The organism is Kocuria sp. KKT182, from assembly GCF_055635395.1.
Window position 1 is genome coordinate 3,368,715 of sequence record NZ_CM145757.1, and the last position, 20,628, is coordinate 3,389,342.

Genomic DNA, 20,628 nt, shown 5'->3' on the forward strand with positions numbered 1-20,628 from the left:
TGCCGCCTACGATGAGGGCGTGACTGCCGAGATCATCGCGACCCTCATCACCGCCGCCCTGCTCGTCGTCGGGTGCCTCGGCATCATCGTGCCGGTGCTGCCGGGCTCGATCCTGATCGTGGTCGGCCTCCTCGTCTGGGCCCTCACGGTCCAGGCGGTCGAGGGCTGGACCGTGCTGGGGATCGGCTCCGCGCTGGCGATCGCCGGGATGGCCGCGAGCGCCGTGCTCACCGGCACCCGGCTCAAGCGCCGGCGGATCCCCAACCGCTCCCTCCTCTACGCCGCGGCCGGCGCCGTGGTGGGCCTGTTCGTGATCCCGGTGGTCGGGATCTTCGTGGGGTTCTTCGTGGGCCTGCTGCTGAGCGAGACCGCCCGCCAGCGGGACCTCCGGGCGGCGCTGGACTCCAGCTGGGCGGGTCTCAAGGCGGCGGGCCTGGGGATCGTCGTGGAGTTCGCGTGCGCGCTCGCCGCCTCCACGGTCTTCGTGCTGGGCGCGCTGGTCCTCTTCACGACCGCCTGAGCCCGCGAAGCCGGGGACGCCGAGGGCCCGGACACCAGCGGTGTCCGGGCCCTCGGCGTCCCACGGCGCGTCAGCGCCAGGGCAGGGGGACCACCTCGACGTCCTGCCCGGCGGCCACGCCGCCCGGCGGGACCACGGCGATGACGTCCGCGTGGGCGAGCCCGCGGAGCATGTTCGCGCCGACCCGGTCCCGGGGGGCGACCGTCCCGTCCCGGAGGTAGGCGGGCACCAGGGCGGTGACCTTCTGGCCCGGCAGGTCCTCGGCCGCCGGCAGGGTGCGCGTGGCCGGGGGCCGGTCGCTGTGCAGCTTGGCGAGCAGCGGCTGGGCCACCGTGAAGATGCTGGTCATCGCCGCCAGCGGATTGCCGGGCAGGCCCACCACGAAGGGGCCGTCCTCGGGCAGCCGTGCCAGGAACGTGGGGTGGCCCGGGCGCTGGGCGAGGCCGTCGAGCAGGAAGACCGCCCCGAGCTCCTGGAGCGCCGACCGGACGTGGTCGGCGTCGGAGTGCCCGGTCCCGCCGGTGGTGATGACCACCTCGGTGCGGGCGTCGAGCACCGACGCCATGCCGGAGGGCGCCTCGGTCAGGGCGGAGAGCATCGCCTTCGCGGTGTCCTCGACGCGCCGGAGCTGGTCCACGGACCCGCCCAGCATCTCCACGAACGTGGGCAGCTGGGGGCCGAAGGCGTCCCGGACCTGGCCCGGCTCGGGGATCCCGTCCTCGACCACCTCGCTGCCGGTGAGCAGGATCGTCACGCGCGGACGGCGGCGGACCGGGAGCATGTCGTGGCCGCTGACGGCGGCGAAGGCGATGTGCGCCGGGTTGAGCAGGCAGTCGGCGTGCAGGATGACGTCCCCGGCCGCGACCTCCTCGCCGGTGCGGCGGATGTTCTGCCCGTAGGGGATGTCCTCGGCCGAGGGGGCGTGGGCCGCGATCGTGAGCACGGTGCCCTCCTCGGACAGCTGCGCGTACTCGTCCCGCAGCACGGCCCGGGCCCCGGCGGGGACGAGTCCGCCGGTGACGATGCGGGTGGCCTCGCCGGGCTCCAGGTTGAGCACCGGGCGGTAGAGCTCCCGCGGCGGGATGGTCAGCATCTTGCGGGGGTCGGTCTCCACAGGCTCGGGGAAGACCACCGTCCACGGCTGGGGGCCGGCCACGGCGTAGCCGTCCATGGCGGAGGAGGCGTAGTGCGGGACCGGGATCGGGGCGGTGACGTCCTCGGCGAGGACCTCGCCGAGCGCCTCCTGCAGGGGCAGCCAGTGGCTGGGCAGCGCGGTGGCGATGTCGTAGGAGAACTGCCGGGCCCGGTGCCAGTCGGCCTCGTGGACGGTCTCGACCTCCTCGGGGGCGCTCTCGGGCGTGCCGCTGTCGTCCTCGATGACGGGCAGCGCGTGCGTGTAGGGGCTGTTGGTGTCGTGGGGCAGGGGCAGTCCGGACATCAGTTCTCCTCGGGGGTTCGGCGGGCGGCGGGGACGAGACCGTCGACGGTCTGCAGCGCGCGGTCCAGGACGCGGTGCTCGTCCTCGCCCGCGGCCGCGGCGCGGCCCACGTGGTAGCCGAGCAGGTAGGCGGTGGGCGGGACGGCGGGGCGCACGGTGCCGTGGGCGATCCTGCCGGTGAGTCCCAGCACGGCGTCCAGGGGGAGGCCGGCGTCGGGCACGTCCAGGGCCGCCCGCACGGCCTCGACCCACCGCTCCAGGATCTCGTGCTCGGACGGGCTCAGGTCCTTGGGCATGCGCCGCTCCTCCCGGGCGGTGGGGCCGCCCGCTCGTGGTCAGGTCAGGTGGTGCCTGTGCACATCGTCCCACGTATCGACGTCCGCGGTGGCGTCCTCGGGCACGGTGACGTCCCGGAGCGGGAGCTCGCGCACGAACGAGAACACGGACCGGTCCGCGGCGTCCTGCCCCGCGAAGGCCCGGCGCAGCACGGCGCTGCGGTAGAGGGCGGCGAGGGGCTGGCGGTGGCCGTCGGGCGGGACCGACACGTAGCCGGCGGCGCCGTCACCGGTCCGGGCCGCCTCCAGCAGGAGGGGCACGGCCCGCGACACCCCGGGCATGTCGCACGCCAGGGTCAGGGTCCACTGCGCGGCGGGCAGGGCGTCGAGGGCGCGCAGCCCGGCGGCGATGCCCGCGGCCGGGCCGGAGAACGGCGGGTCCTCCCGGGTGCGCAGCACGTGCGCGGGGACGGCCGGGTCCGCCGGGCCGACGACGACGACGCCCGCCGCCTCCCGGACCGCGTCCAGCGTGAGCTCCAGCAGGGTGCGCCCGGCTCGCCGCAGACCGGCCTTGGGCCGGCCGCCCAGGCGGGCGGAGCGGCCGCCCGCCAGGACCACGGCGTGGAAGACCGGGGCCGGTCCCGGGGCGCTCACGCGCTCATCCGCCGGAGAAGGGCGGCAGGACGTCGAGCACCGCCCCGGACGGGACCGGGGTGTCGGGATCGGGGCAGGCCACGCCGTCGAGCAGGAAGCTGGACCGGGCCAGCACCTGCGCCAGCGGAGGCTGTCCCGGCGGCGGCTCGGGGTGGGCCCGGGCCAGCAGGTTCTCCACGTCCCGGCGCGTGCAGGGCCGGTCGTCGGGGACCTCCAGGGTCTCGGCGTCGGTGCCGGCCGCAGCGCGGGCGGCGGCGAAGTAGCGGATCAGCATCCCGGCTCAGCCTCCGATCGCGCTCATCGGGCGTTCCGGCTGGACGTAGTCGGAGGAGTCCAGGCCTACGTGGTCCATGCCGTGGGCGGCCGGTTTCGCCCACATCGCCGCCCGCCAGCGCTCGGCCAGCTGTCCGTCGGTGGCACCGGCCCGCAGAAGCGGCAGCAGCTCGACCTCCTCGTGGGAGAACAGGCAGGACCGGATCCTGCCCTCGGCGGTGATCCGGGTCCGCTTGCAGTCGGCGCAGAATGGCTCCGTCACGGAGGCGATGACCCCCACCGTGCCCAGCGGCGGGTCCTGGGCGCCGGGGCGCAGGGCGGAGGACGCGGCGGGGGGCGCCGCGGACGTCGCGTCCGAGGTCGCGCCGGAGTCCACGAGGGCGGCGCTGGCCGTGCGGGCGTGCACGTCCCAGAGTTCGGCCGGGGCGCCCTCGCGCGGGCCCGGGTGCGGGGCCAGCCGGAACCGGCCGGCGAGCCGGTGGCGGATCTCGGCGGCGGTGACCATCTCCGCCCGGGTCCAGCCGTGGTCGGCGTCCAGGGGCATCTGCTCGATGAACCGCAGGGCGAAGCCGCGCGCCAGCGCCCACGCGAGCAGCTCCGGGGCCTCGTGGTCGTTGACCCCGCGCATCAGCACCGCGTTGATCTTCACCGGGGTCAGCCCGGCCGCGGCCGCCGCCTCCGCCCCGGCCAGCACGTCGGTCAGCCGGTCCCGGCGGGCCAGGGTGCGGAAGGTCGCCGCGTCCAGGGAGTCCAGGGAGATGTTGATCCGGCTCAGCCCGGCCTCGGCCAGGCCCTGGGCGCGGGCGGCCAGACCGATGCCGTTGGTGGTGAGCGAGACCGGCAGGTCCGGGTGGGCGGCACGGATCCCGGCCACGATCTCCTCGAGGTCGGCCCGCACCAGGGGCTCCCCGCCGGTCAGGCGCAGCTCGGTGACCCCGAGCTGCTCGACGCCCACGCGCACGATGCGGGTGATCTCGGCGGGGGTCATCAGCTGGGCGGCGGGCAACCAGGGCAGGCCTCCGGCGGGCATGCAGTAGGTGCAGCGCAGATTGCACTTGTCGATCACCGACAGGCGCAGGTCGGTGGCGCGGCGGCCGTGGCGGTCCATCAGCCCGGCCCCGGACGGGGCGCCGCTGGGGCCCGGACCGGTGTCGCGGAGCCGCGGCAGTCCCAGGGAAACGCTCATGTCACCGCCTCGGTGGTCGTCCCCGGCCCGCACGGTGCTCGGCGTGCCGGGATGGTCCGCCCAGTGTAATCAGTCCCCAGCATGCCGAGAACGCCCCGGGCGCCGTACGGCGTCACGCCGGCTCCGGCGGGGCCTGCTCGTCCAGCCGCGCGAGAGCATCCGTCCACCGGGCCTCCTGCTCGGCGGGCGACTGCTCCCACCACGGCGTGCCGCGCTCACCGAGGCCCAGCTTGGCGATCCCCACCCGGTCCCGCACGGCCCGCAGCTCCTCCTCCGTGCCGTCCCGCCGCACCGTGCGGACGGCCGCCCGGGCCCGGCCCAGGTGGGACGTCAGCCGGGCCGCGACGTCCTCGGGCAGCCCGGGATCCTGGCGGCGCCACCGCCGGCCGTCCACCACGATCCACCGGCCGTCCGGCGTGTGCTCCACATCCCGTTGCGTCATGGCCCCGATCCTGCCAGGACGGGCGCGCCCCGGCACCTACGCTGGAGGAATGAGCAGGCACGCGCAGCACCCGGTCCGCAGCGTCGACGAGCACCGCCGCGCGGTCACGGAGGCCCTGCGGGGCGTCCGCGCCCGGACGGAGACCGTGCCGCTGGCGGCCGCGGCGGGCCGGGTCCTGGCCGAGGACCTCGTGGCGCCCCTGAGCCTGCAGCCCTTCGACAACTCCCAGATGGACGGTTTCGCGATCCGTGCCGCCGACAGCCGGACGGCGCCCGGGGAGGACGGGCGCACCCCGTTCGTCGTCGTCGCCCCCGTGCCCGCCGGCCACGTCCCCGGCCCGCTCGGTCCCGGGGAGGCGGCCCCTGTCATGACCGGCGCGCCCCTGCCGCCCGGCGCGGACGCCGTGGTGCCCGTCGAGGAGTCGCTGCCGGGGGGCTTCCCGGCACCCGGGACGCACCTCCGGCTCCCGGCGGGCCAGCCGGCCGGGAGGTTCGTCCGCCGGGCGGGCGAGGACGTCGTCGCCGGGGACACGGCGCTGGTCGCGGGGCAGCGGCTCACCCCCGCCCGGATCGGGCTCGCGGCCGCGCTGGGGTGCGCGGAGCTGACCGTGCGCGCCCGCCCCCGGGCCGTGCTCTACACGACGGGCGACGAGGTCGTGGCGCCCGGCGCCGCGCGCGGCCCGGCCCAGATCTTCGACGCGAACGCGGCGATCCTGCGCGCCCAGCTCGCGGAGGCGGGCGTGGAGGTGGTCGGCGCCCACCTGCTCTCCGACGACGCCGGCGCCTTCGCGGCACGCCTGGCGGAGGACACCGCGCGGAGGCCCGACTTCTTCGTCTCCTCCGGCGGGGTCAGCGAGGGCGCCTACGAGGTCGTCCGGCAGGTGCTCGCGCCCCACGGCGAGTTCGTGCACGTCGCGATGCAGCCCGGGGGGCCGCAGGGCCTCGCGGCACCGGGCGGCGTTCCCTTCGTCTGCCTGCCCGGCAACCCCGTCAGCACCCTCGTGTCCTTCGAGATGTTCCTCCGCCCCGCCCTGACCGGGACCGTGGGCGCCCCGGCGCCGCGGGCCCGCCGCACGGGGCCCCTCGCGGAGGCCGTCCGGCCGCTGCCCGGGCGGACCCAGGTGCGCCGCGCCGTCTGGGACGGCGCCACGGTGCGGATGGCGGGCGGGCCCGGCTCCCACCTGCTGGCCGCCGCGGCCCGGGCCAACGCCCTCGCGCTCGTGCCGGCGGGCGGGGCCGAGCTGCCGGCGGGGACCCCGGTGGAGCTGCTGCTGCTCGACTGACCCGGTGCGCGCCCGGCCCGCGGGACCGCAGGGCCGCACCACCGCAGGACCCCACCACCGCCGGGGCGGCTCCGGCCGGGCCCGGGGCGCCGCGGCGGTGTCCCCGCCGCTCGCTAGACTGGTCCGCGCCCCCGCCCGGACGATCGCACAGAACAGGTCCCCATGACGTCCCTGCTCGCCCCGCTGCTCCTCGCCGCCACCGCCGTGATCCAGGCGCTCGGCCGCTACGAGTACCACCAGAACGGCATCACCGTGGTGGGCCAGATGCTCTTCCCGATCTTCTTCGCCGTCCTGGCGCTCTTCCTCGCCCGCCGCGGCGAGCGGGGCGCCTTCGGTACCGCGCACCTCGGGCTGCTCGTGCTCGGCGGCATCCTGTTCGTGCTCACCCTGGTGGGCTGGAACGGCACCGTCCCCCAGCTCTACCCCTCCGTGGGGATCTACTACGCGGCGTTCGCGCTGCTGGCGGTCCAGGCCGCGCTGCGCATCGCGGGGACCCCCCGGCGCCGGCGCGAGGACGCGCCGTCCGAGGGACCCTCCCCGCGGGGCTGAGCCGCTACGGGGTGTTCGCGGTCCCGCCGACGCGCTCGAGCACCAGTCCCGCCAGCTCCTCGGCACGGGTCTCCGGCAGCCAGTGGCCGGCGTCCAGCTCCACGAACCGGTAGGGCCCCCGCACGTGCTCGGCCGTGAGCTCCGCGGCCCGCCGGCCCAGGGCGGGGTCCCGGGCGCCCCACGCGTACGTGGTCGGAACGTCCACCGGTCCGGTGCGCAGCCGGGACAGCGGCAGGGCGCGGTACCAGTTCAGGGCGCCGGTGAGCGCGCCGGGCTCCCGCATCCGGGCCGCGTAGCGGGCGGCCTCCGCCGCGGGCAGGCCGGAGCGGCGCAGGAGCTGCTCGAGGCGCGGACCGAGCAGCGCCTCCGGGAGCCGGGGCAGCTGGAAGGCCCCGACGTAGGCCGAGCGCAGCGCCTGCGGCGAGCGGGTCAGGGAGCGGGCGAGCGCCCGGGGGTGCGGGACCGAGGCCACCGTCAGGGACGCCGTCCGCTCCGGCCGGTGGGCCGCGAGGGTCCACGCCACGATCCCGCCCCAGTCGTGGCCGACGACGTGGGCGCGCTCCAGCCCGGCGGCGTCCAGCAGCGCCACGGCGTCCTGGACGAGCAGCTCGAGCCGGTAGGCGCGGCGACCCCGGGGCCTGGTGCCGGGGGAGTAGCCGCGCTGATCGGGCACCAGCGTGCGCAGGCCGGCGCGCCGCAGCACGGGCGCGACCCCGGACCAGCTCGTGCCGTCCTGGGGGAAGCCGTGCAGCAGCAGGACGGGCTCCCCGTCCGGGGGCCCGTCGTCGCGCACGTCGAGGCGCACGCCGGGGCGGAGGTCACCGGGAGGGCGGAGGGTCGGTCGGTCCATCCGGCCAGGCTAGTCCCGGCCGGCGCCCGTCCGCGCGAGAGCCGGGGCTCGGTCATCCCCTTTCCGCCGAGAAAAACAAGGGTGCCGGAATTCTTGACGGAAAATGAATTCTGAAATTGATGTGTCATGAATTCTTTTCCACCGAATTGCCGTTCATTGGTCCACAAGAAAATCCTAATTCAGAATGCCGAATTCGATAGGTTGGCACCATGGTTGCCAGCTCCGTTCCGCCGGGCACCGATGGCCCCGCGTCCCACGCCCTGCTCAAGCTCGGGAAGTTCTTCACCCGCTGGGAGGAGTCCCCGGACGGCCGCGCGGTCTACCGCGAGGGCGGGCGGGCCGGTGACGCGTTCTACCGGAACCGGTGGAGCCACGACAAGGTGGTCCGCTCCACGCACGGGGTGAACTGCACGGGCTCGTGCTCCTGGAAGGTCTACGTCAAGGACGGGATCATCACCTGGGAGGCGCAGGAGACCGACTACCCCTCGGTGGGCCCGGACCGCCCGGAGTACGAGCCGCGCGGCTGTCCCCGCGGCGCCGCCTTCTCCTGGTACACCTACTCGCCCACCCGGGTCCGCTACCCGTACGTCCGCGGGGTGCTGCTGGAGATGTACCGCGCGGCCAAGGAACAGGTGGGCGGGGACCCCGTGCTGGCGTGGCAGGCGGTGGTCGGCGACCCGGAGAAGCGCCGGGCCTTCCAGCAGGCCCGCGGCAAGGGCGGCCTGGTGCGCTCGAGCTGGCAGGAGGCCCTCGAGATGACCGCCGCCGCCCACGTGCACACCGTGAAGACCTACGGCCCCGACCGGTGCACCGGCTTCTCCCCGATCCCCGCGATGTCCATGGTCTCCCACGCCGCGGGGGCCCGGTTCATCAACCTCATCGGCGGTGTGATGAACAGCTTCTACGACTGGTACGCGGACCTGCCCGTGGCCAGCCCCCAGGTCTTCGGCGACCAGACCGACGTCCCGGAGTCCGGCGACTGGTGGGACGCCACCTACCTCATGATGTGGGGCTCGAACGTCCCGGTCACGCGCACCCCGGACGCGCACTGGATGGTGGAGGCCCGCTACCGCGGCACGAAGGTCGTCTCGGTCAGCCCCGACTACGCGGACAACACGAAGTTCGCCGACGAGTGGCTGCCGGCCCAGGCCGGCACGGACGCCGCGCTCGCCATGGCGATGGGCCACGTGATCCTGCGGGAGAACTTCGTGGAGCGGCGGGTGCCGTTCTTCGAGGACTACGTCCTGCAGTACACCGACCTGCCCATGCTCGTCACCCTCGACGAGCGCGAGGACGGCACCGTGGTGCCCGGCAAGTTCGTCACCGCCGCGGACCTGGGCGGGGGCGAGGCGACGGCCTCCGACGCGGCGTTCAAGACCGTGCTGATCGACCGCGACGCCGGCACGCCGGTGGTCCCGAACGGGTCCATGGGCTTCCGCTACAACGAGCAGGACGAGGGGAAGTGGAACCTCGACCTGCAGGGCGTGCGCCCGGCGCTCTCGCTCGCGGACGCCTCCTCCTACGAGGGCTCGGTGAGCGCGGTGCACCTGCCCGCCTTCACCGACGCCACGGGGGAGGGCTCGGTGCTGCGCCGCGGCGTGCCCGTCACCGAGGTCGCCGGACGGACGGTCACCACGGTCTTCGACCTGATGCTCGCCCAGTACGGCGTGGGCCGCGAGGGCCTGCCGGGGGACTGGGCGGCCGGGCTCGACGACGTCGCGACCCCCTACACCCCGGCGTGGCAGGAGGAGATCACCTCGGTCCCGGCCCGGGCCGTGATCCGCACAGCCCGCGAGTTCGCGGCCAACGCGGAGAAGTCCGGCGGCCGGTCGATGATCATCCTGGGGGCCGGCATCTGCCAGTGGTACCACGGGGACGTCACCTACCGGGCGATCCTCGCGATGCTCATGCTGTGCGGGTGCCAGGGCCGCAACGGCGGCGGGTGGGCGCACTACGTGGGCCAGGAGAAGGCCCGCCCCATCACGGGCTGGGCCGCGATGGCCGCGGCCACCGACTGGACCCGCCCGCCGCGCTTCATGATCGGCACCGCGTTCTGGTACATGCACACCGACCAGTGGCGCTCCGACGGCTACTCGTCCGACTCCCTCCAGTCGCCCCTGGCGGAGGGCCACCTGAAGGGCATGCACACCGCGGACGTGGTCGCGAAGTCCACCCGGATGGGCTGGATGCCGTTCTACCCGCAGTTCGACCGCAACTCCCTCGACGTCGCGGACCTCGCCGCCGAGGGCGTGGCCCGGGGGGAGGCCCCCGACGAGGCCCGGTGGGTCGCGGACCGGCTGAAGTCGGGGCAGCTGCGCTTCGCCGTCGAGGACGTCGACGCCCCCGAGAACTGGGCCCGCACCCTGGTGCTGTGGCGCTCCAACCTGCTGGGGTCCTCCGCGAAGGGCGAGGAGTACTTCCTCCGGCACCTCCTCGGCACGCACCACAACGTCATGGGGCAGGACCACTCCGCGTCCCGGCCGCGGGACGTGACCTGGCACGAGCAGGCGCCCGAGGGCAAGCTCGACCTGCTGGTCTCCGCGGACTTCCGGATGACGAGCTCCACCCTGCTCTCCGACGTCGTCCTCCCCGCGGCCACCTGGTACGAGAAGCACGACCTGTCCTCCACGGACATGCACCCGTACGTGCACGCGTTCACCCCGGCGATCGACCCGCCGTGGGAGGCCAAGACCGACTACGAGCTGTTCCGGCTGCTCGCCGAGGAGTTCTCCCGCCAGGCGCGGACCCACCTGGGGGTGCGCAAGGACCTGGTGGCCACCGCGCTCACCCACGACACCCCGGGGGAGATCGCCCAGCCCGGCGGGCACGCGCCCGACTGGAAGCACACCGACCTGCCGGCCGTGCCCGGGAAGAACCTGCCCAACCTCGCGGTCGTGGAGCGGGACTACACCGCGGTCGGGGAGAAGTTCTCGGCGGTGGGGCCCCTGGCCGAGCGGCTGGGCTTCACCACGAAGCACATCACCTACGACGTCTCCCACCAGGTGGACCAGCTGGCGCGCCTGCACGGGGTCTTCGACTCCGGGGCCGCGGCGGGCCGCCCGGCCGTGGACACCGACGCGCGGATGGCGGAGGCGATCCTGCTCTTCTCCGGGACCACCAACGGGGAGCTGGCCGTGCAGGGCTTCGAAACCCTCGAGAAGCGCACGGGGGTGGAGCTCGCGGACCTCGCCCGCGGCTCCGAGGAGAAGCGGATCAGCTTCGCCGACACCCAGGCCGCCCCGGTCCCGGTGATCACGTCCCCGGAGTGGTCCGGCTCCGAGACCGGGGGACGGCGCTACGCCCCGTTCACCATCAACATCGAACGGCTCAAGCCCTTCCACACCCTCACCGGGCGGATGCACTTCTTCCTGGACCACGACTGGCTCAAGGACATGGGTGAGTCCCTGCCGATCTACCGCCCGCCCCTGGACATGCACCGCCTGTTCGGGGAACCCAAGCTCGGGCAGCGCGGGGAGCTGTCGATCGCCGTGCGGTACCTGACGCCGCACAACAAGTGGTCGATCCACTCGGAGTACCAGGACAACCTGTTCATGCTCTCCCTGGCCCGCGGGGGCACCACGGTGTGGATGAGCCCCCAGGACGCCGCACTGATCGAGGTCTCCGACAACGAGTGGGTCGAGTGCGTCAACACCAACGGCGTCTACGTGGGCCGGGCCATCGTGAGCCACCGCATGCCCGCCGGCGTCGTCTACGTCCACCACGCCCAGGAGCGCACCATCGACGTGCCGAAGTCCGAGGCGACCGGCCGCCGCGGCGGGATCCACAACTCGGTCACGCGCATCCTCGTCAAACCCACCCACATGATCGGCGGCTACGCGCAGCTGTCCTGGGCCTTCAACTACCTCGGGCCCACCGGCAACCAGCGCGACATCGTCTCCGTGGTCCGCAAGCGCTCCCAGGAGGTCCAGTACTGATGCGAGTCATGGCCCAGGTCGCCATGGTGATGGCCCTCGACAAGTGCATCGGGTGCCACACCTGTTCGGTGACGTGCAAGCAGGCGTGGACGAACCGCGCCGGCACGGAGTACGTGTGGTTCAACAACGTGGAGACCCGTCCCGGGCAGGGCTATCCCCGCCGGTACGAGGACCAGGAGAAGTGGAAGGGCGGCTGGGAGCTCAACCGCCGCGGCAACCTCAAGCTGAAGTCGGGCGGGCGCTGGGCGAAGCTCGCGGGCCTGTTCGCCAGCCCCGTCCAGCCGGAGCTCGACGACTACTACGAGCCGTGGACCTACGACTACGAGACCCTCACCAACGCCCCCGCCGGCACCGACTTCCCCGTGGCCCGCCCCAAGTCCCTGATCACGGGGAAGGACACCAAGATCGAGTGGTCCGCCAACTGGGACGACAACCTCGGCGGCGTCACCGAGGCCGGCCACCTGGACCCGATCGTGGAGAAGGTGCGCCGCGAGTCCGAGGACAGGATCAAGTTCGAGTTCGAGCAGACCTTCGCGTTCTACCTCCCGCGCATCTGCGAGCACTGCCTGAACCCCTCCTGCATGGCCTCCTGCCCCTCGGGGGCGATCTACAAGCGCACCGAGGACGGGATCGTGCTGGTGGACCAGGACCGCTGCCGCGGCTGGCGGCAGTGCGTCACCGGCTGCCCGTACAAGAAGATGTACTACAACCACAAGTCCGGCAAGGCCGAGAAGTGCACGTTCTGCTATCCCCGGATCGAGGTGGGCATCCCCACGGTCTGCGCGGAGACGTGCGTCGGCCGGCTGCGCTACATCGGCATCTTCCTGTACGACGCGGACCGGGTCACCGAAGCCGCCGCGACCCCGGACGAGCGGGACCTCTACGAGGCCCAGCTGGACCTGATGCTCGACCCGCACGACCCGGGGGTGGTCGCCGCGGCCCGCGCCGAGGGCGTCCCGGAGGACTGGCTCGACGCCGCGCGCCGGTCCCCCGTCTACACCCTGGCCAAGGAGCTGCGGGTGGCGCTGCCGTTGCACCCGGAGTACCGGACGATGCCGATGGTCTGGTACGTCCCGCCGCTGTCCCCGGTGGTGGACCTGCTCAAGGACCAGGGGCACGACGGCGAGGACGCGGGCAACCTGTTCGGCGCCATCGACTCGCTGCGCATCCCGGTGGAGTACCTCGCCGAGCTGTTCACGGCCGGGGACACGCAGATCGTCACGGACGTGCTGCGCAAGCTCGCGGCCATGCGCTCCTACATGCGGGACATCGCCCTCGGGGACGCCCCGGACGAGTCGATCGCCGAGGGCGTCGGGATGACCGGCTCCGAGATCCAGAAGATGTACCGGCTCATGGCCATCGCCAAGTACGACGAGCGCTACGTCATCCCCTCCGCCCATCTGGAGGACGCCCACAACCTCGAGGAGATCGGCTGCTCCCTCGACGTGGACGGAGGGCCCGGGATGGGCCAGACCGGCGTCTTCGGCGAGGCCTCCGGGCGCCCCACGCCCGTGGCCGTGGAGAACTTCAACGCCCTGCTGGCGCGACAGACCGGCGAGTCCGCCACCTCGGAGCAGCAGATGGCCGGGCGCGTGAACCTGCTCAACTGGGACGGCCGAGGGGCGCCCGCGGGGCTGTTCCCGCCGCGCTCCGAGGACGGGGACCGGCCGTGAGCCTGCTGGAGAGGCTGCTGGGCAAGGCCGGCAGGGGAACTCTCGACCCCGGGCGCTGCACGGACCGGCACCCGCGGCGCAGCGCGGTGGCCCGGCAGGCCGCCGCCGTGCTGCTCGGCTATCCCGACCACGAGCTCCTGGTCATGCTGCCCGTCCTGCGGGAAGCCCTCGAGGAGGTGGGCGCGCCCGTGCCCGAGGACCTCCTCGACTGGCTGCGCGCCCGCCCGCTCGACCAGGTGCAGGCCGACTACGTCCAGGAGTTCGACCTCTCCCGGCGGCACAGCCTGCACCTGACCTACTGGACCGACGGGGACACCCGGCGGCGGGGCGAGGCGCTCGCCGCCTTCAAGGAGGTCTACCGCTCCCACGGCGCGCAGCTGGACGGGGCCGAGCTGCCGGACTACCTGCCGCTCGTGCTCGAGTTCGCCGCGAAGGTCTCCCCTGAGGACGGCTACGAGCTGCTCCAGCGCTACCGGCCGTCCCTCGAGCTGCTGCGGCTGGCGCTGCGCGACGACGGCCTGCCGTACCACGGCGTCGTCGCCCTCGTGTGCTCCACCCTGCCCGGGGTCTCCCCGGAGGACCGGGACGCCGCCCTGCGGATGGCCGGCTACGGTCCGCCCACGGAGTCCGTGGGCCTCGACCCGTACGACCCCCGGCTGCTGCCCGTCACCGAAAGGAACAGCGCATGACCGCCACCGCCGCGAGCCTGCTCGCGCCCGGGACCTCCCTCCCCCTCGAGGCGGCGGCCCCGGCCGCCGCCTCCGTGGGGGTCGGCGACATCCTGCTCTGGGGCGTGCTGCCCTACGTCGTGCTGGCGGTCGTGATCGGCGGCACCGTCTGGCGGTACCGGTACGACCAGTTCGGGTGGACCACCCGGTCCTCGCAGCTCTACGAGTCCCGCATCCTGCGCATCGCCTCCCCGCTGTTCCACTTCGGCATCCTCGCCGTGCTCGCGGGCCACGTCATGGGTCTGATCATCCCGAAGACCTGGACCGAGGCCGTGGGGGTCACCGAGGGGATGTACCACTTCCTGGCCCTGAGCATCGGGCTCGTGGCCGGCGTGGGCACGCTGCTCGGGATCATCATGCTCATCTGGCGCCGGCGCACCACCGGACCCGTGTTCATGGCGACCACCAAGAACGACAAGTTCATGTACGTCATGCTCGTGGCCGCGCTGCTCACGGGGCTGGGCACCACCCTCATCTCGGTGTTCGACCACTCCGTGCCCGACTACCGCCAGACGGTCTCCCCGTGGTTCCGCTCGATCTGGATCCTGCAGCCGGACGTCGCCGCGATGACGGCCGCCGGGATCTCCTTCAAGGTGCACGCCCTGTGGGCCATGGGGCTCTTCGCCGTCTGGCCGTTCACCCGCCTGGTGCACGCGTTCACCGCCCCCGTGCACTACCTGTTCCGGCCGTACATCGTCTACCGCTCCCGGGACCACCGGTCCACCGGGTCCGTGCCGGTGCGCCGCGGCTGGGACCCCGTCGGGACCCAGGACCGGGACAGGAGCGCCCACCGCAACCGCGCCGGCACCCGCCGCTGACCAGCCCCATCTGCGAGGACCGCCATGTCATCTTCGTCGTCGTCCGCCGCCTCCCCGGGCACCGCGGCCCCGGACCTGCGCTCCGGCCAGCTGCGGAACCTGCTCCTCGCCACGCTGGCGTCCACCGCGGGCTTCTGGGCCTGGACCATCGTGGGCCCGCTGTCCAGGCGCTACGCGGAGCAGATGGAGCTCAGCTCCTCGCAGACCGCGTTGCTCGTGGCGATGCCGATCTTCGTCGGCTCCATCGCCCGGGTGCCCGTCGGCGCCCTGACGGACCGCCTCGGCGGGCGGGTGATGTTCACGGCGATCCTCGCCCTGACCGCCCCGCTGGTGCTGCTCACCGCCCTCGTGGGCCAGCTGGGCAGCTTCGGGCTCCTGCTGGTCGTCGCGTTCTTCCTCGGCATCGCCGGCACGGTCTTCGCCATCGGCATCCCGTTCTGCTCCGCGTGGTACGAGTCCCACCGCAAGGGCTTCGCCACCGGCGTGTTCGGCGCGGGCATGGCCGGCACCGCGGTCTCCGCGTTCGTCACCCCGCGCCTGGTCGCGGGCATCGGGTACCTGGGCGCCCACGCGGTCATCGCCGCGATCGTCGCGGCCATGGCCGTGGTCTGCTGGCTCGGGCTGCGCGAGTCCCCGGTCCGCGCCGGCGCCGTGCCGCAGCCGGTGCTGCCCCGGATCAGGCACGCCTTCACCCTGCGGGTGACCTGGCAGCTGTGCTTCCTCTACGGCGTGGTCTTCGGCGCGTTCGTGGCGTTCTCCAACTACCTGCCCACCTACCTGAACACCGTCTACGGCTTCGACGCCACCGCGGCCGGGACCCGCACCGCCGGCTTCGCCCTCGCCGCGGTGGTCGCCCGCCCGGTCGGCGGGATCCTCGCCGACCGCCTCGGCCCGAAGATCGTCACGATCACCTCGCTCGTCGGCACGGCGGTCCTCGCGATGGTCGTGGCGCTGCAGCCGATCCAGGAGGTGGCCTACGGCGCCACGTTCCTGGCCATGGCGGTGTTCCTCGGCCTGGGCACCGGCGGCGTGTTCGGGTGGGTGGGACGCGCCGCCCCGGCGAAGGACGTGGGCACGATCGGCGGCATCATCGCGGCCGCCGGCGGCCTGGGCGGCTACTTCCCGCCGCTCGTGATGGGCGCCACCTACGACGCCGAGAACAACAGCTACTTCGTGGGGCTGACCCTGCTGGCCGTGTTCGCGGTGACCGCCCTGGTGCTCACCTTCACCGTGCGCAACGGGGGCAAGGACGACGAGCGGGCCCGGACCTGACCGCCGTCCGGGCGCCGGACGCGCAGCCCGGACCGCAGCCGGCGGTCAGCTCGGGAGCGGGGCGGCCCGGCGGAGGAGCACGTCCCTGCGCAGGCTCACTCGTCGGGGGAGCGCCGCACCCCCGACAGCGGGGTGCGCCACACCTCCGGGTCCGCGACCGGGAACCGGCGGCCGGTCACGAGGGACGGCACGACCCGGACGAAGATGCCCTTGCGCCCCGCCTGCCACGGGAACAGCGGGAGGTCGAGGGTGTCCGTGAGCTCCTGGACCTGCTGGATGCGCTCGGCGCGGCCCTTGACCACCACGCTCCACGCCTTCCCGGCGGGCTCGTCGTACCCGTCGATCTCCACCGCCACGGGGACGTCGGTGAGGGCCCCGGCGACCTTCGTCCCCTCGGCCGAGCGGAAGACGAGGGTCCCATGGTCCACCACGAAGTTGATCGGGAAGATGTCCGGGTGGTCCTCCACCCACACGGCGAGGCGGCCGACGCCCGCGTCCCGGAGCAGGTCCCAGCAGCTGTTGACCGCCAGCTCCTCCACGTGGTTGCCGTGCGTGTCCGTCATCGTGTCCTCCGTCGTCGTCGTCCGGCCCTCGGGCCGTGTCCTGGTCCTGCCCCGGTCGTTCTCCCGGGGCCTGCACGGCCGGTCACTCGAAGTCGGCGAGCCAGAGGTCCGGGCCGAACACCTCGTACTGGATGTCCCGGGGCGGGACTCCGCGGGCGACGAGCGCGCTGCGCACGGCCTGCATGAAGGGGAGCGGCCCGCACAGGTAGTACTGCGCGTCGTGCGGCAGCTCCACGGCGCGCAGGTCCATGAACCCCTCGTACTCGTTCTCGGCGCGCTCGCCGGCCGCCCGCGGCTGCTCGAACCAGGCCTTCAGGGAGCCGTCCTCCAGGGCGGCGAGGTCCTCCTCGATCTGCCCGCGCAGCGCGAACGTCTCCGGGGAGGCGTCCGCGTGCAGGAACTGCACGGTGCGCTGGGAGCCGTCCTTCACCAGGTGCGAGAGCATGCCCGCCATCGGCGTGACGCCGATGCCCGCGCTGGCCAGCACCAGCGGCCGGTCCGAGTACTCCAGGACCACGTCGCCGGAGGGCACCGAGAGCACCACCTCGTCCCCCACCTGCACCGTCTCGTGCAGGAGGGTGGACATCTCGCCGGCCGGCGTGCCGTTGCCGCGCACCCGCTTCACCGCGAAGCGCCGGTGCTGTCCGTCGTCGGCGCGGGTCAGGCTGTACTGCCGGGGCTGCAGCACGCCGTCGGGCATCTCCATCCTGAGGGTCACGTACTGGCCGGGCAGGGACCGCTTCACCTCCCGCTCGTCGACGCGCTCCACCACGAAGGTCGTGACGTCCTCGGTCTCCGGGATCTTCTCGACCACCCGCCAGGTCCGCCAGACGGTCTCGGGGGAGAGCCGGACCGCCTCGTAGAGGCCGCGCTCCTGGTTGATGAGCACGTTGGCCATCAGCCAGTAGACCTCGTCCCAGGCCGCGGCGACCTCCGGGGTCACAGCGTCGCCCAGGACGTCCACGATGGCCCACATGAGGTTGTCGTGCACGATCTGGTACTGGTCCGGGTGCAGCCCCAGGGACACGTGCTTGTGCGCGATGCGGGACAGCAGGTGGTCCGGGAGCTCGGTCGGCTTGTTCACCAGGTAGCCGGCGAAGGCGGCCACGGACCCGGCCAGCGCCTGCTGCTGCCGGCCGTCCGCCTGGTTGCCGCGGTTGAACAGCCCGTCCAGCAGCTCGGGGTGCTCGCCGAACATGTGCGCGTAGAAACGCCGGGCGATCTCCTGGATGTTCTCCCCGACCACGGGCAGCGTGGCCTTGACGACGGGGTACGAGGTGTCTGACAGCACGGTGGCTCCTTCCGAGTGCCGGCGGCGTCGACGGCGCTCTGGTCGCGTTCCGTCAAGCTAGCACCGCGCCCCGGCACGGGACCAGACATGACGCGGCGGTGCGCGGCGCGGGGGTGGGCCAGAATGGGAGGGACGCACCATCCGGGAGAGCCGAAGGGGACCGAACCGACATGACCGAGCAGCAGCAGAGCCTCACGCACGTCCGGGCGGACGGGTCCGCGCACATGGTGGACGTCTCCGACAAGGCCGTGACCACCCGCGAGGCCACCGCGACGGCCACGCTGCGCACCCGCCCCGACGTCGTCGAGCAGGTCTTCGCCGCGGACCTCCCCAAGGGGGACGCCCTGCCGGTGGCCCGGGTGGCCGGCATCATGGCGGCCAAGCGGACCCCGGAGCTCGTCCCGCTGTGCCACCCGCTGCCGATCAGCAAGGTGACCGTGGACTTCGAGCGGCTGGCGGACGGCGTGCGGATCACCGCGACGGTGCGCACGCGCGGGGTGACCGGCGTGGAGATGGAGGCGCTGACCGCGGCCTCGGTGGCCGCCCTGACCCTCTACGACATGATCAAGGCCGTGGACAAGCTGGCCGAGATCGACCGGGTCAGGGTGCTCGCGAAGTCCGGCGGCAAGTCCGGGGACTGGGCGCGGACCGACGGGGACGCCGCATGAGGAGCGCCGCCGTCATCGTCGCCTCCACCCGCGCCGCCGCCGGGGTCTACCAGGACCGGAGCGGGCGGATCGCCGCCGACTGGTTCGGCTCCCACGGCTTCGAGGTCGAAGGTCCGTTCGTGGTGGCCGACGGCGAGGACGTGCGCGCCGAGCTGGAGCGGCTGCTCGTGACCCGGGCCCCCGCGGACCGCCCCCGGGTGGTCGTCACCAGCGGCGGGACCGGCCTCGGCCCGGACGACCTCACCCCCGAGATGACCCGGCCCTTCCTCGACCGCGAGCTGCCCGGCATCATGGAGGCACTGTGGGCGGAGGGCCGGAGGACCACCCCCCTGGCGGTGCTCAGCCGCGGGCACGCCGGGGTCAGCGGCGCCACCTTCGTGGTCAACCTCCCCGGCTCCACCGGCGGGGTCTGGGACGGGCTGAAGGTCCTCGAGCCGATCCTCGACCACGTCTGCGACCAGCTCGAGGGCCACCGCGACCGCGGGCACGACGGCCCCCGCCACGACCCCCGACCGCACGAGGAGACCGACCGATGAGCACACCCGGACCGATCCAGGCGGAGACCGCCGTGGTCGGCGCCTTCGTCACCGAGGAGCCCCTGGACCACGCCCGGGCCGTCGAGGCCGTGCAGGACGAGCGCACCGGCGCCGTGGTCTCCTTCAGCGGTGTCATCCGCGACCACGACGGCGGCCGCCCCGTCACCAGCCTCGACTACACCTGCCACCCCGGCGCGGACCGGGCCGTCCAGGACGTGGCCCGCCGGGTCGCCGAGGAGTTCCCCGGGGTGCGGATCTGGGCCGCCCACCGGGTCGGCCACCTGCGCGTGGGGGACTCCGCCCTGGAGGCCGCCGTGGCCGCCGCCCACCGCAAGCTCGCGTTCGCCGCCTGCGACGCGCTCGTGGACCGGATCAAGACCGAGGTGCCCATCTGGAAGGAGCAGCGGTTCGCGGACGGCTCCACCGAGTGGGTCGGACTGGACGCCTGAGCGCCGTGGACCTCTCCCCGCTCGTCGAGCCCGCCGCGGAGCTCACCGACGCCGAGCTGCGCCGCTACGCCCGCCACCTGACCGTCCCCGAGATCGGCGAGGAGGGCCAGCGGCGGCTCAAGAACGCCCGGGTGCTGTGCGTGGGCGCGGGCGGCCTCGGCTCCCCGGCCCTGCTCTACCTCGCCGCCGCGGGCGTCGGGACCCTCGGCGTCGTCGACGACGACGACGTGGACGCCTCCAACCTGCAGCGCCAGGTGATCCACGGCGAGGGGACCCTCGGGGCGCCCAAGACCGCCTCGGCCGCCGCGCGGATCGCCGACCTCAACCCGCTGGTGCGCGTCGTGGAGCACCGCGAGCGGCTCACCGCGGACAGCGCGGAGGAGGTCCTCGCCGGGTACGACCTCGTCCTGGACGGCACGGACAACTTCGAGACCCGCTACCTCGTCTCCGACGCGTGCGAGCTGGCCGGTGTCCCGCACGTGTGGGGCTCGATCCTGCGCTTCGACGGCCAGTACTCGGTGTTCTGGGGCGCGCACGGGCCCACCTACCGCGACCTCTACCCCGTGCCCCCGGCGCCGGGCACGGTGCCCAGCTGCGCCGAGGCCGGGGTGCTCGGCGTGCTGCCGGGACTGCTGGGCACCGCCATGGCGGTCGAGGCCGTCAAGCTGGTCACCGGGATCGGCACCACGATGCTCGGCCGGGTCGCCACCTACGACGCCCTCTCGGCGCGCTGGTGGGAGATCCCGCTGGTGCCCACGCCGGGCCGCGCGCCCGTGACCACCCTGACGGCGGCCGGCGGGGCCGCCCCCGCCTGCCCGGCGCCCGGCCCGCAGCCGGGAGGCGTCCCCACCGTGACGGCCCCCGAGCTCGCGGAGCTGCTGGCGGCACGGGAGCGCGGCGCCGCGGACTTCGAGCTCGTCGACGTCCGGGAGCCCTACGAGGCCCGGCTCGCGGCGATCCCCGGGGCACGGCTGCTCCCGCTGGAACAGTTCGAGTCCGGGGAGGCCCTCGCCCGGATCGCCCCGGGCCGCCGGGTGCTGCTGCACTGCAAGGCCGGGGCGCGCTCCGAACGGGCCCTGCACCTCCTGCGCGCCGCGGGCCGCACCGACGTCGCGCACCTCGAGGGCGGGGTGCTGGCGTGGATCGAGCAGGTGGACCCGTCCCAGCAGGCCTACTGACCCGGTCCGCCGAGGCCTGCTCGCGGGTCCTCGCCGGAGCGCTGCGGA

The 20,628-nt window shown here is 73.9% G+C and carries 21 protein-coding genes; 12 read left to right on the forward strand and 9 right to left on the reverse strand.

Annotation, left to right across the window (positions count from 1 at the left end; all coding sequences use genetic code 11):
* Window positions 1-19: 19 nt before the first annotated feature.
* Window positions 20-520 (forward strand): DUF456 domain-containing protein, encoded by a 501-nt coding sequence (locus tag ACZ2G1_RS15690; protein ID WP_368828381.1) that lies wholly within the window; start codon window positions 20-22, stop codon window positions 518-520.
* Between the two features lie 70 nt (window positions 521-590).
* On the opposite strand, the gene ACZ2G1_RS15695 is transcribed toward ACZ2G1_RS15690, so the two are convergent.
* The 6 genes from ACZ2G1_RS15695 to ACZ2G1_RS15720 form a co-directional block, all read right to left on the reverse strand.
* Complete coding sequence (locus ACZ2G1_RS15695; protein ID WP_470377128.1) at window positions 591-1,958, reverse strand: molybdopterin molybdotransferase MoeA; 1,368 nt, start codon at window positions 1,956-1,958, stop codon at window positions 591-593.
* Window positions 1,958-2,254: a DUF6457 domain-containing protein gene (locus tag ACZ2G1_RS15700; protein WP_109268599.1), complete on the reverse strand. Its 297-nt coding sequence runs from the start codon at window positions 2,252-2,254 to the stop codon at window positions 1,958-1,960. The genes ACZ2G1_RS15695 and ACZ2G1_RS15700 overlap by 1 nt, the downstream gene beginning before the upstream one ends.
* 39 nt (window positions 2,255-2,293) lie before the next feature.
* Window positions 2,294-2,887: a molybdenum cofactor guanylyltransferase gene (mobA, locus tag ACZ2G1_RS15705; protein ID WP_470377129.1), complete on the reverse strand. Its 594-nt coding sequence runs from the start codon at window positions 2,885-2,887 to the stop codon at window positions 2,294-2,296.
* A 4-nt stretch (window positions 2,888-2,891) separates the two neighbouring features.
* The gene (locus ACZ2G1_RS15710) at window positions 2,892-3,161 is read right to left on the reverse strand and encodes a MoaD/ThiS family protein (RefSeq protein ID WP_017834396.1); all 270 of its coding nucleotides are present in this window, start codon (window positions 3,159-3,161) and stop codon (window positions 2,892-2,894) included.
* Between the two features lie 6 nt (window positions 3,162-3,167).
* Window positions 3,168-4,346, reverse strand: a complete 1,179-nt coding sequence (moaA, locus tag ACZ2G1_RS15715; protein ID WP_470377130.1) for a GTP 3',8-cyclase MoaA — start codon at window positions 4,344-4,346, stop codon at window positions 3,168-3,170.
* A 112-nt stretch (window positions 4,347-4,458) separates the two neighbouring features.
* The gene (locus ACZ2G1_RS15720) at window positions 4,459-4,788 is read right to left on the reverse strand and encodes a hypothetical protein (RefSeq protein ID WP_035925846.1); all 330 of its coding nucleotides are present in this window, start codon (window positions 4,786-4,788) and stop codon (window positions 4,459-4,461) included.
* Between the two features lie 49 nt (window positions 4,789-4,837).
* Between ACZ2G1_RS15720 and ACZ2G1_RS15725 the strand changes: the two genes are divergently transcribed.
* Both ACZ2G1_RS15725 and ACZ2G1_RS15730 read left to right on the forward strand, forming a co-directional pair.
* Window positions 4,838-6,070 (forward strand): molybdopterin molybdotransferase MoeA, encoded by a 1,233-nt coding sequence (locus tag ACZ2G1_RS15725; protein WP_035925850.1) that lies wholly within the window; start codon window positions 4,838-4,840, stop codon window positions 6,068-6,070.
* A gap of 162 nt (window positions 6,071-6,232) precedes the next feature.
* Complete coding sequence (locus ACZ2G1_RS15730; RefSeq protein ID WP_017834534.1) at window positions 6,233-6,619, forward strand: hypothetical protein; 387 nt, start codon at window positions 6,233-6,235, stop codon at window positions 6,617-6,619.
* A gap of 4 nt (window positions 6,620-6,623) precedes the next feature.
* On the opposite strand, the gene ACZ2G1_RS15735 is transcribed toward ACZ2G1_RS15730, so the two are convergent.
* The gene (locus tag ACZ2G1_RS15735) at window positions 6,624-7,469 is read right to left on the reverse strand and encodes an alpha/beta fold hydrolase (protein WP_035925853.1); all 846 of its coding nucleotides are present in this window, start codon (window positions 7,467-7,469) and stop codon (window positions 6,624-6,626) included.
* Window positions 7,470-7,678: 209 nt separating this feature from the next.
* Between ACZ2G1_RS15735 and ACZ2G1_RS15740 the strand changes: the two genes are divergently transcribed.
* From ACZ2G1_RS15740 to ACZ2G1_RS15760, 5 genes are read left to right on the forward strand one after another with little or no spacing between them, the layout of a single operon-like run.
* Window positions 7,679-11,404, forward strand: coding sequence for a nitrate reductase subunit alpha (locus tag ACZ2G1_RS15740; protein ID WP_470377131.1), 3,726 nt, complete (start codon window positions 7,679-7,681; stop codon window positions 11,402-11,404).
* The gene (gene narH / locus ACZ2G1_RS15745) at window positions 11,404-13,077 is read left to right on the forward strand and encodes a nitrate reductase subunit beta (RefSeq protein ID WP_470377132.1); all 1,674 of its coding nucleotides are present in this window, start codon (window positions 11,404-11,406) and stop codon (window positions 13,075-13,077) included. Before ACZ2G1_RS15740 ends, narH begins: the two co-directional genes overlap by 1 nt.
* A complete protein-coding gene (narJ, locus tag ACZ2G1_RS15750; protein WP_095651028.1) occupies window positions 13,074-13,766 on the forward strand; it encodes a nitrate reductase molybdenum cofactor assembly chaperone in 693 nt (230 codons plus the stop codon). Before narH ends, narJ begins: the two co-directional genes overlap by 4 nt.
* Complete coding sequence (narI, locus tag ACZ2G1_RS15755) at window positions 13,763-14,623, forward strand: respiratory nitrate reductase subunit gamma (protein ID WP_017832127.1); 861 nt, start codon at window positions 13,763-13,765, stop codon at window positions 14,621-14,623. The genes narJ and narI overlap by 4 nt, the downstream gene beginning before the upstream one ends.
* Window positions 14,624-14,647: 24 nt before the next feature.
* The gene (locus tag ACZ2G1_RS15760) at window positions 14,648-15,895 is read left to right on the forward strand and encodes an MFS transporter (RefSeq protein WP_470377133.1); all 1,248 of its coding nucleotides are present in this window, start codon (window positions 14,648-14,650) and stop codon (window positions 15,893-15,895) included.
* Between the two features lie 95 nt (window positions 15,896-15,990).
* Here the strand turns inward: ACZ2G1_RS15760 and ACZ2G1_RS15765 are convergent, their stop codons facing one another.
* Both ACZ2G1_RS15765 and ACZ2G1_RS15770 read right to left on the reverse strand, forming a co-directional pair.
* Window positions 15,991-16,458, reverse strand: a complete 468-nt coding sequence (locus ACZ2G1_RS15765; RefSeq protein WP_017832125.1) for a pyridoxamine 5'-phosphate oxidase family protein — start codon at window positions 16,456-16,458, stop codon at window positions 15,991-15,993.
* Window positions 16,459-16,540: 82 nt separating this feature from the next.
* Window positions 16,541-17,749 carry a globin domain-containing protein gene (locus ACZ2G1_RS15770; protein ID WP_035925871.1) on the reverse strand — a complete coding sequence of 403 codons (1,209 nt, stop codon included), beginning with the start codon at window positions 17,747-17,749 and terminating at the stop codon, window positions 16,541-16,543.
* A gap of 170 nt (window positions 17,750-17,919) precedes the next feature.
* On the opposite strand from ACZ2G1_RS15770, the gene moaC reads away from it, so the two are divergent.
* Genes moaC through moeB form a run of 4 tightly spaced genes read left to right on the forward strand, consistent with a single transcriptional unit; the run spans window position 17,920 to window position 20,580 of the window.
* Window positions 17,920-18,417: a cyclic pyranopterin monophosphate synthase MoaC gene (gene moaC / locus ACZ2G1_RS15775; protein ID WP_017832123.1), complete on the forward strand. Its 498-nt coding sequence runs from the start codon at window positions 17,920-17,922 to the stop codon at window positions 18,415-18,417.
* The gene (locus ACZ2G1_RS15780) at window positions 18,414-18,953 is read left to right on the forward strand and encodes a MogA/MoaB family molybdenum cofactor biosynthesis protein (RefSeq protein WP_035925874.1); all 540 of its coding nucleotides are present in this window, start codon (window positions 18,414-18,416) and stop codon (window positions 18,951-18,953) included. Before moaC ends, ACZ2G1_RS15780 begins: the two co-directional genes overlap by 4 nt.
* Entirely contained in the window at window positions 18,950-19,402 is a 453-nt protein-coding gene (locus ACZ2G1_RS15785) for a molybdenum cofactor biosynthesis protein MoaE (protein WP_035925876.1), read from the forward strand. Before ACZ2G1_RS15780 ends, ACZ2G1_RS15785 begins: the two co-directional genes overlap by 4 nt.
* A gap of 5 nt (window positions 19,403-19,407) precedes the next feature.
* Entirely contained in the window at window positions 19,408-20,580 is a 1,173-nt protein-coding gene (gene moeB, locus ACZ2G1_RS15790) for a molybdopterin-synthase adenylyltransferase MoeB (RefSeq protein ID WP_470377134.1), read from the forward strand.
* Window positions 20,581-20,628: the final 48 nt, after the last annotated feature.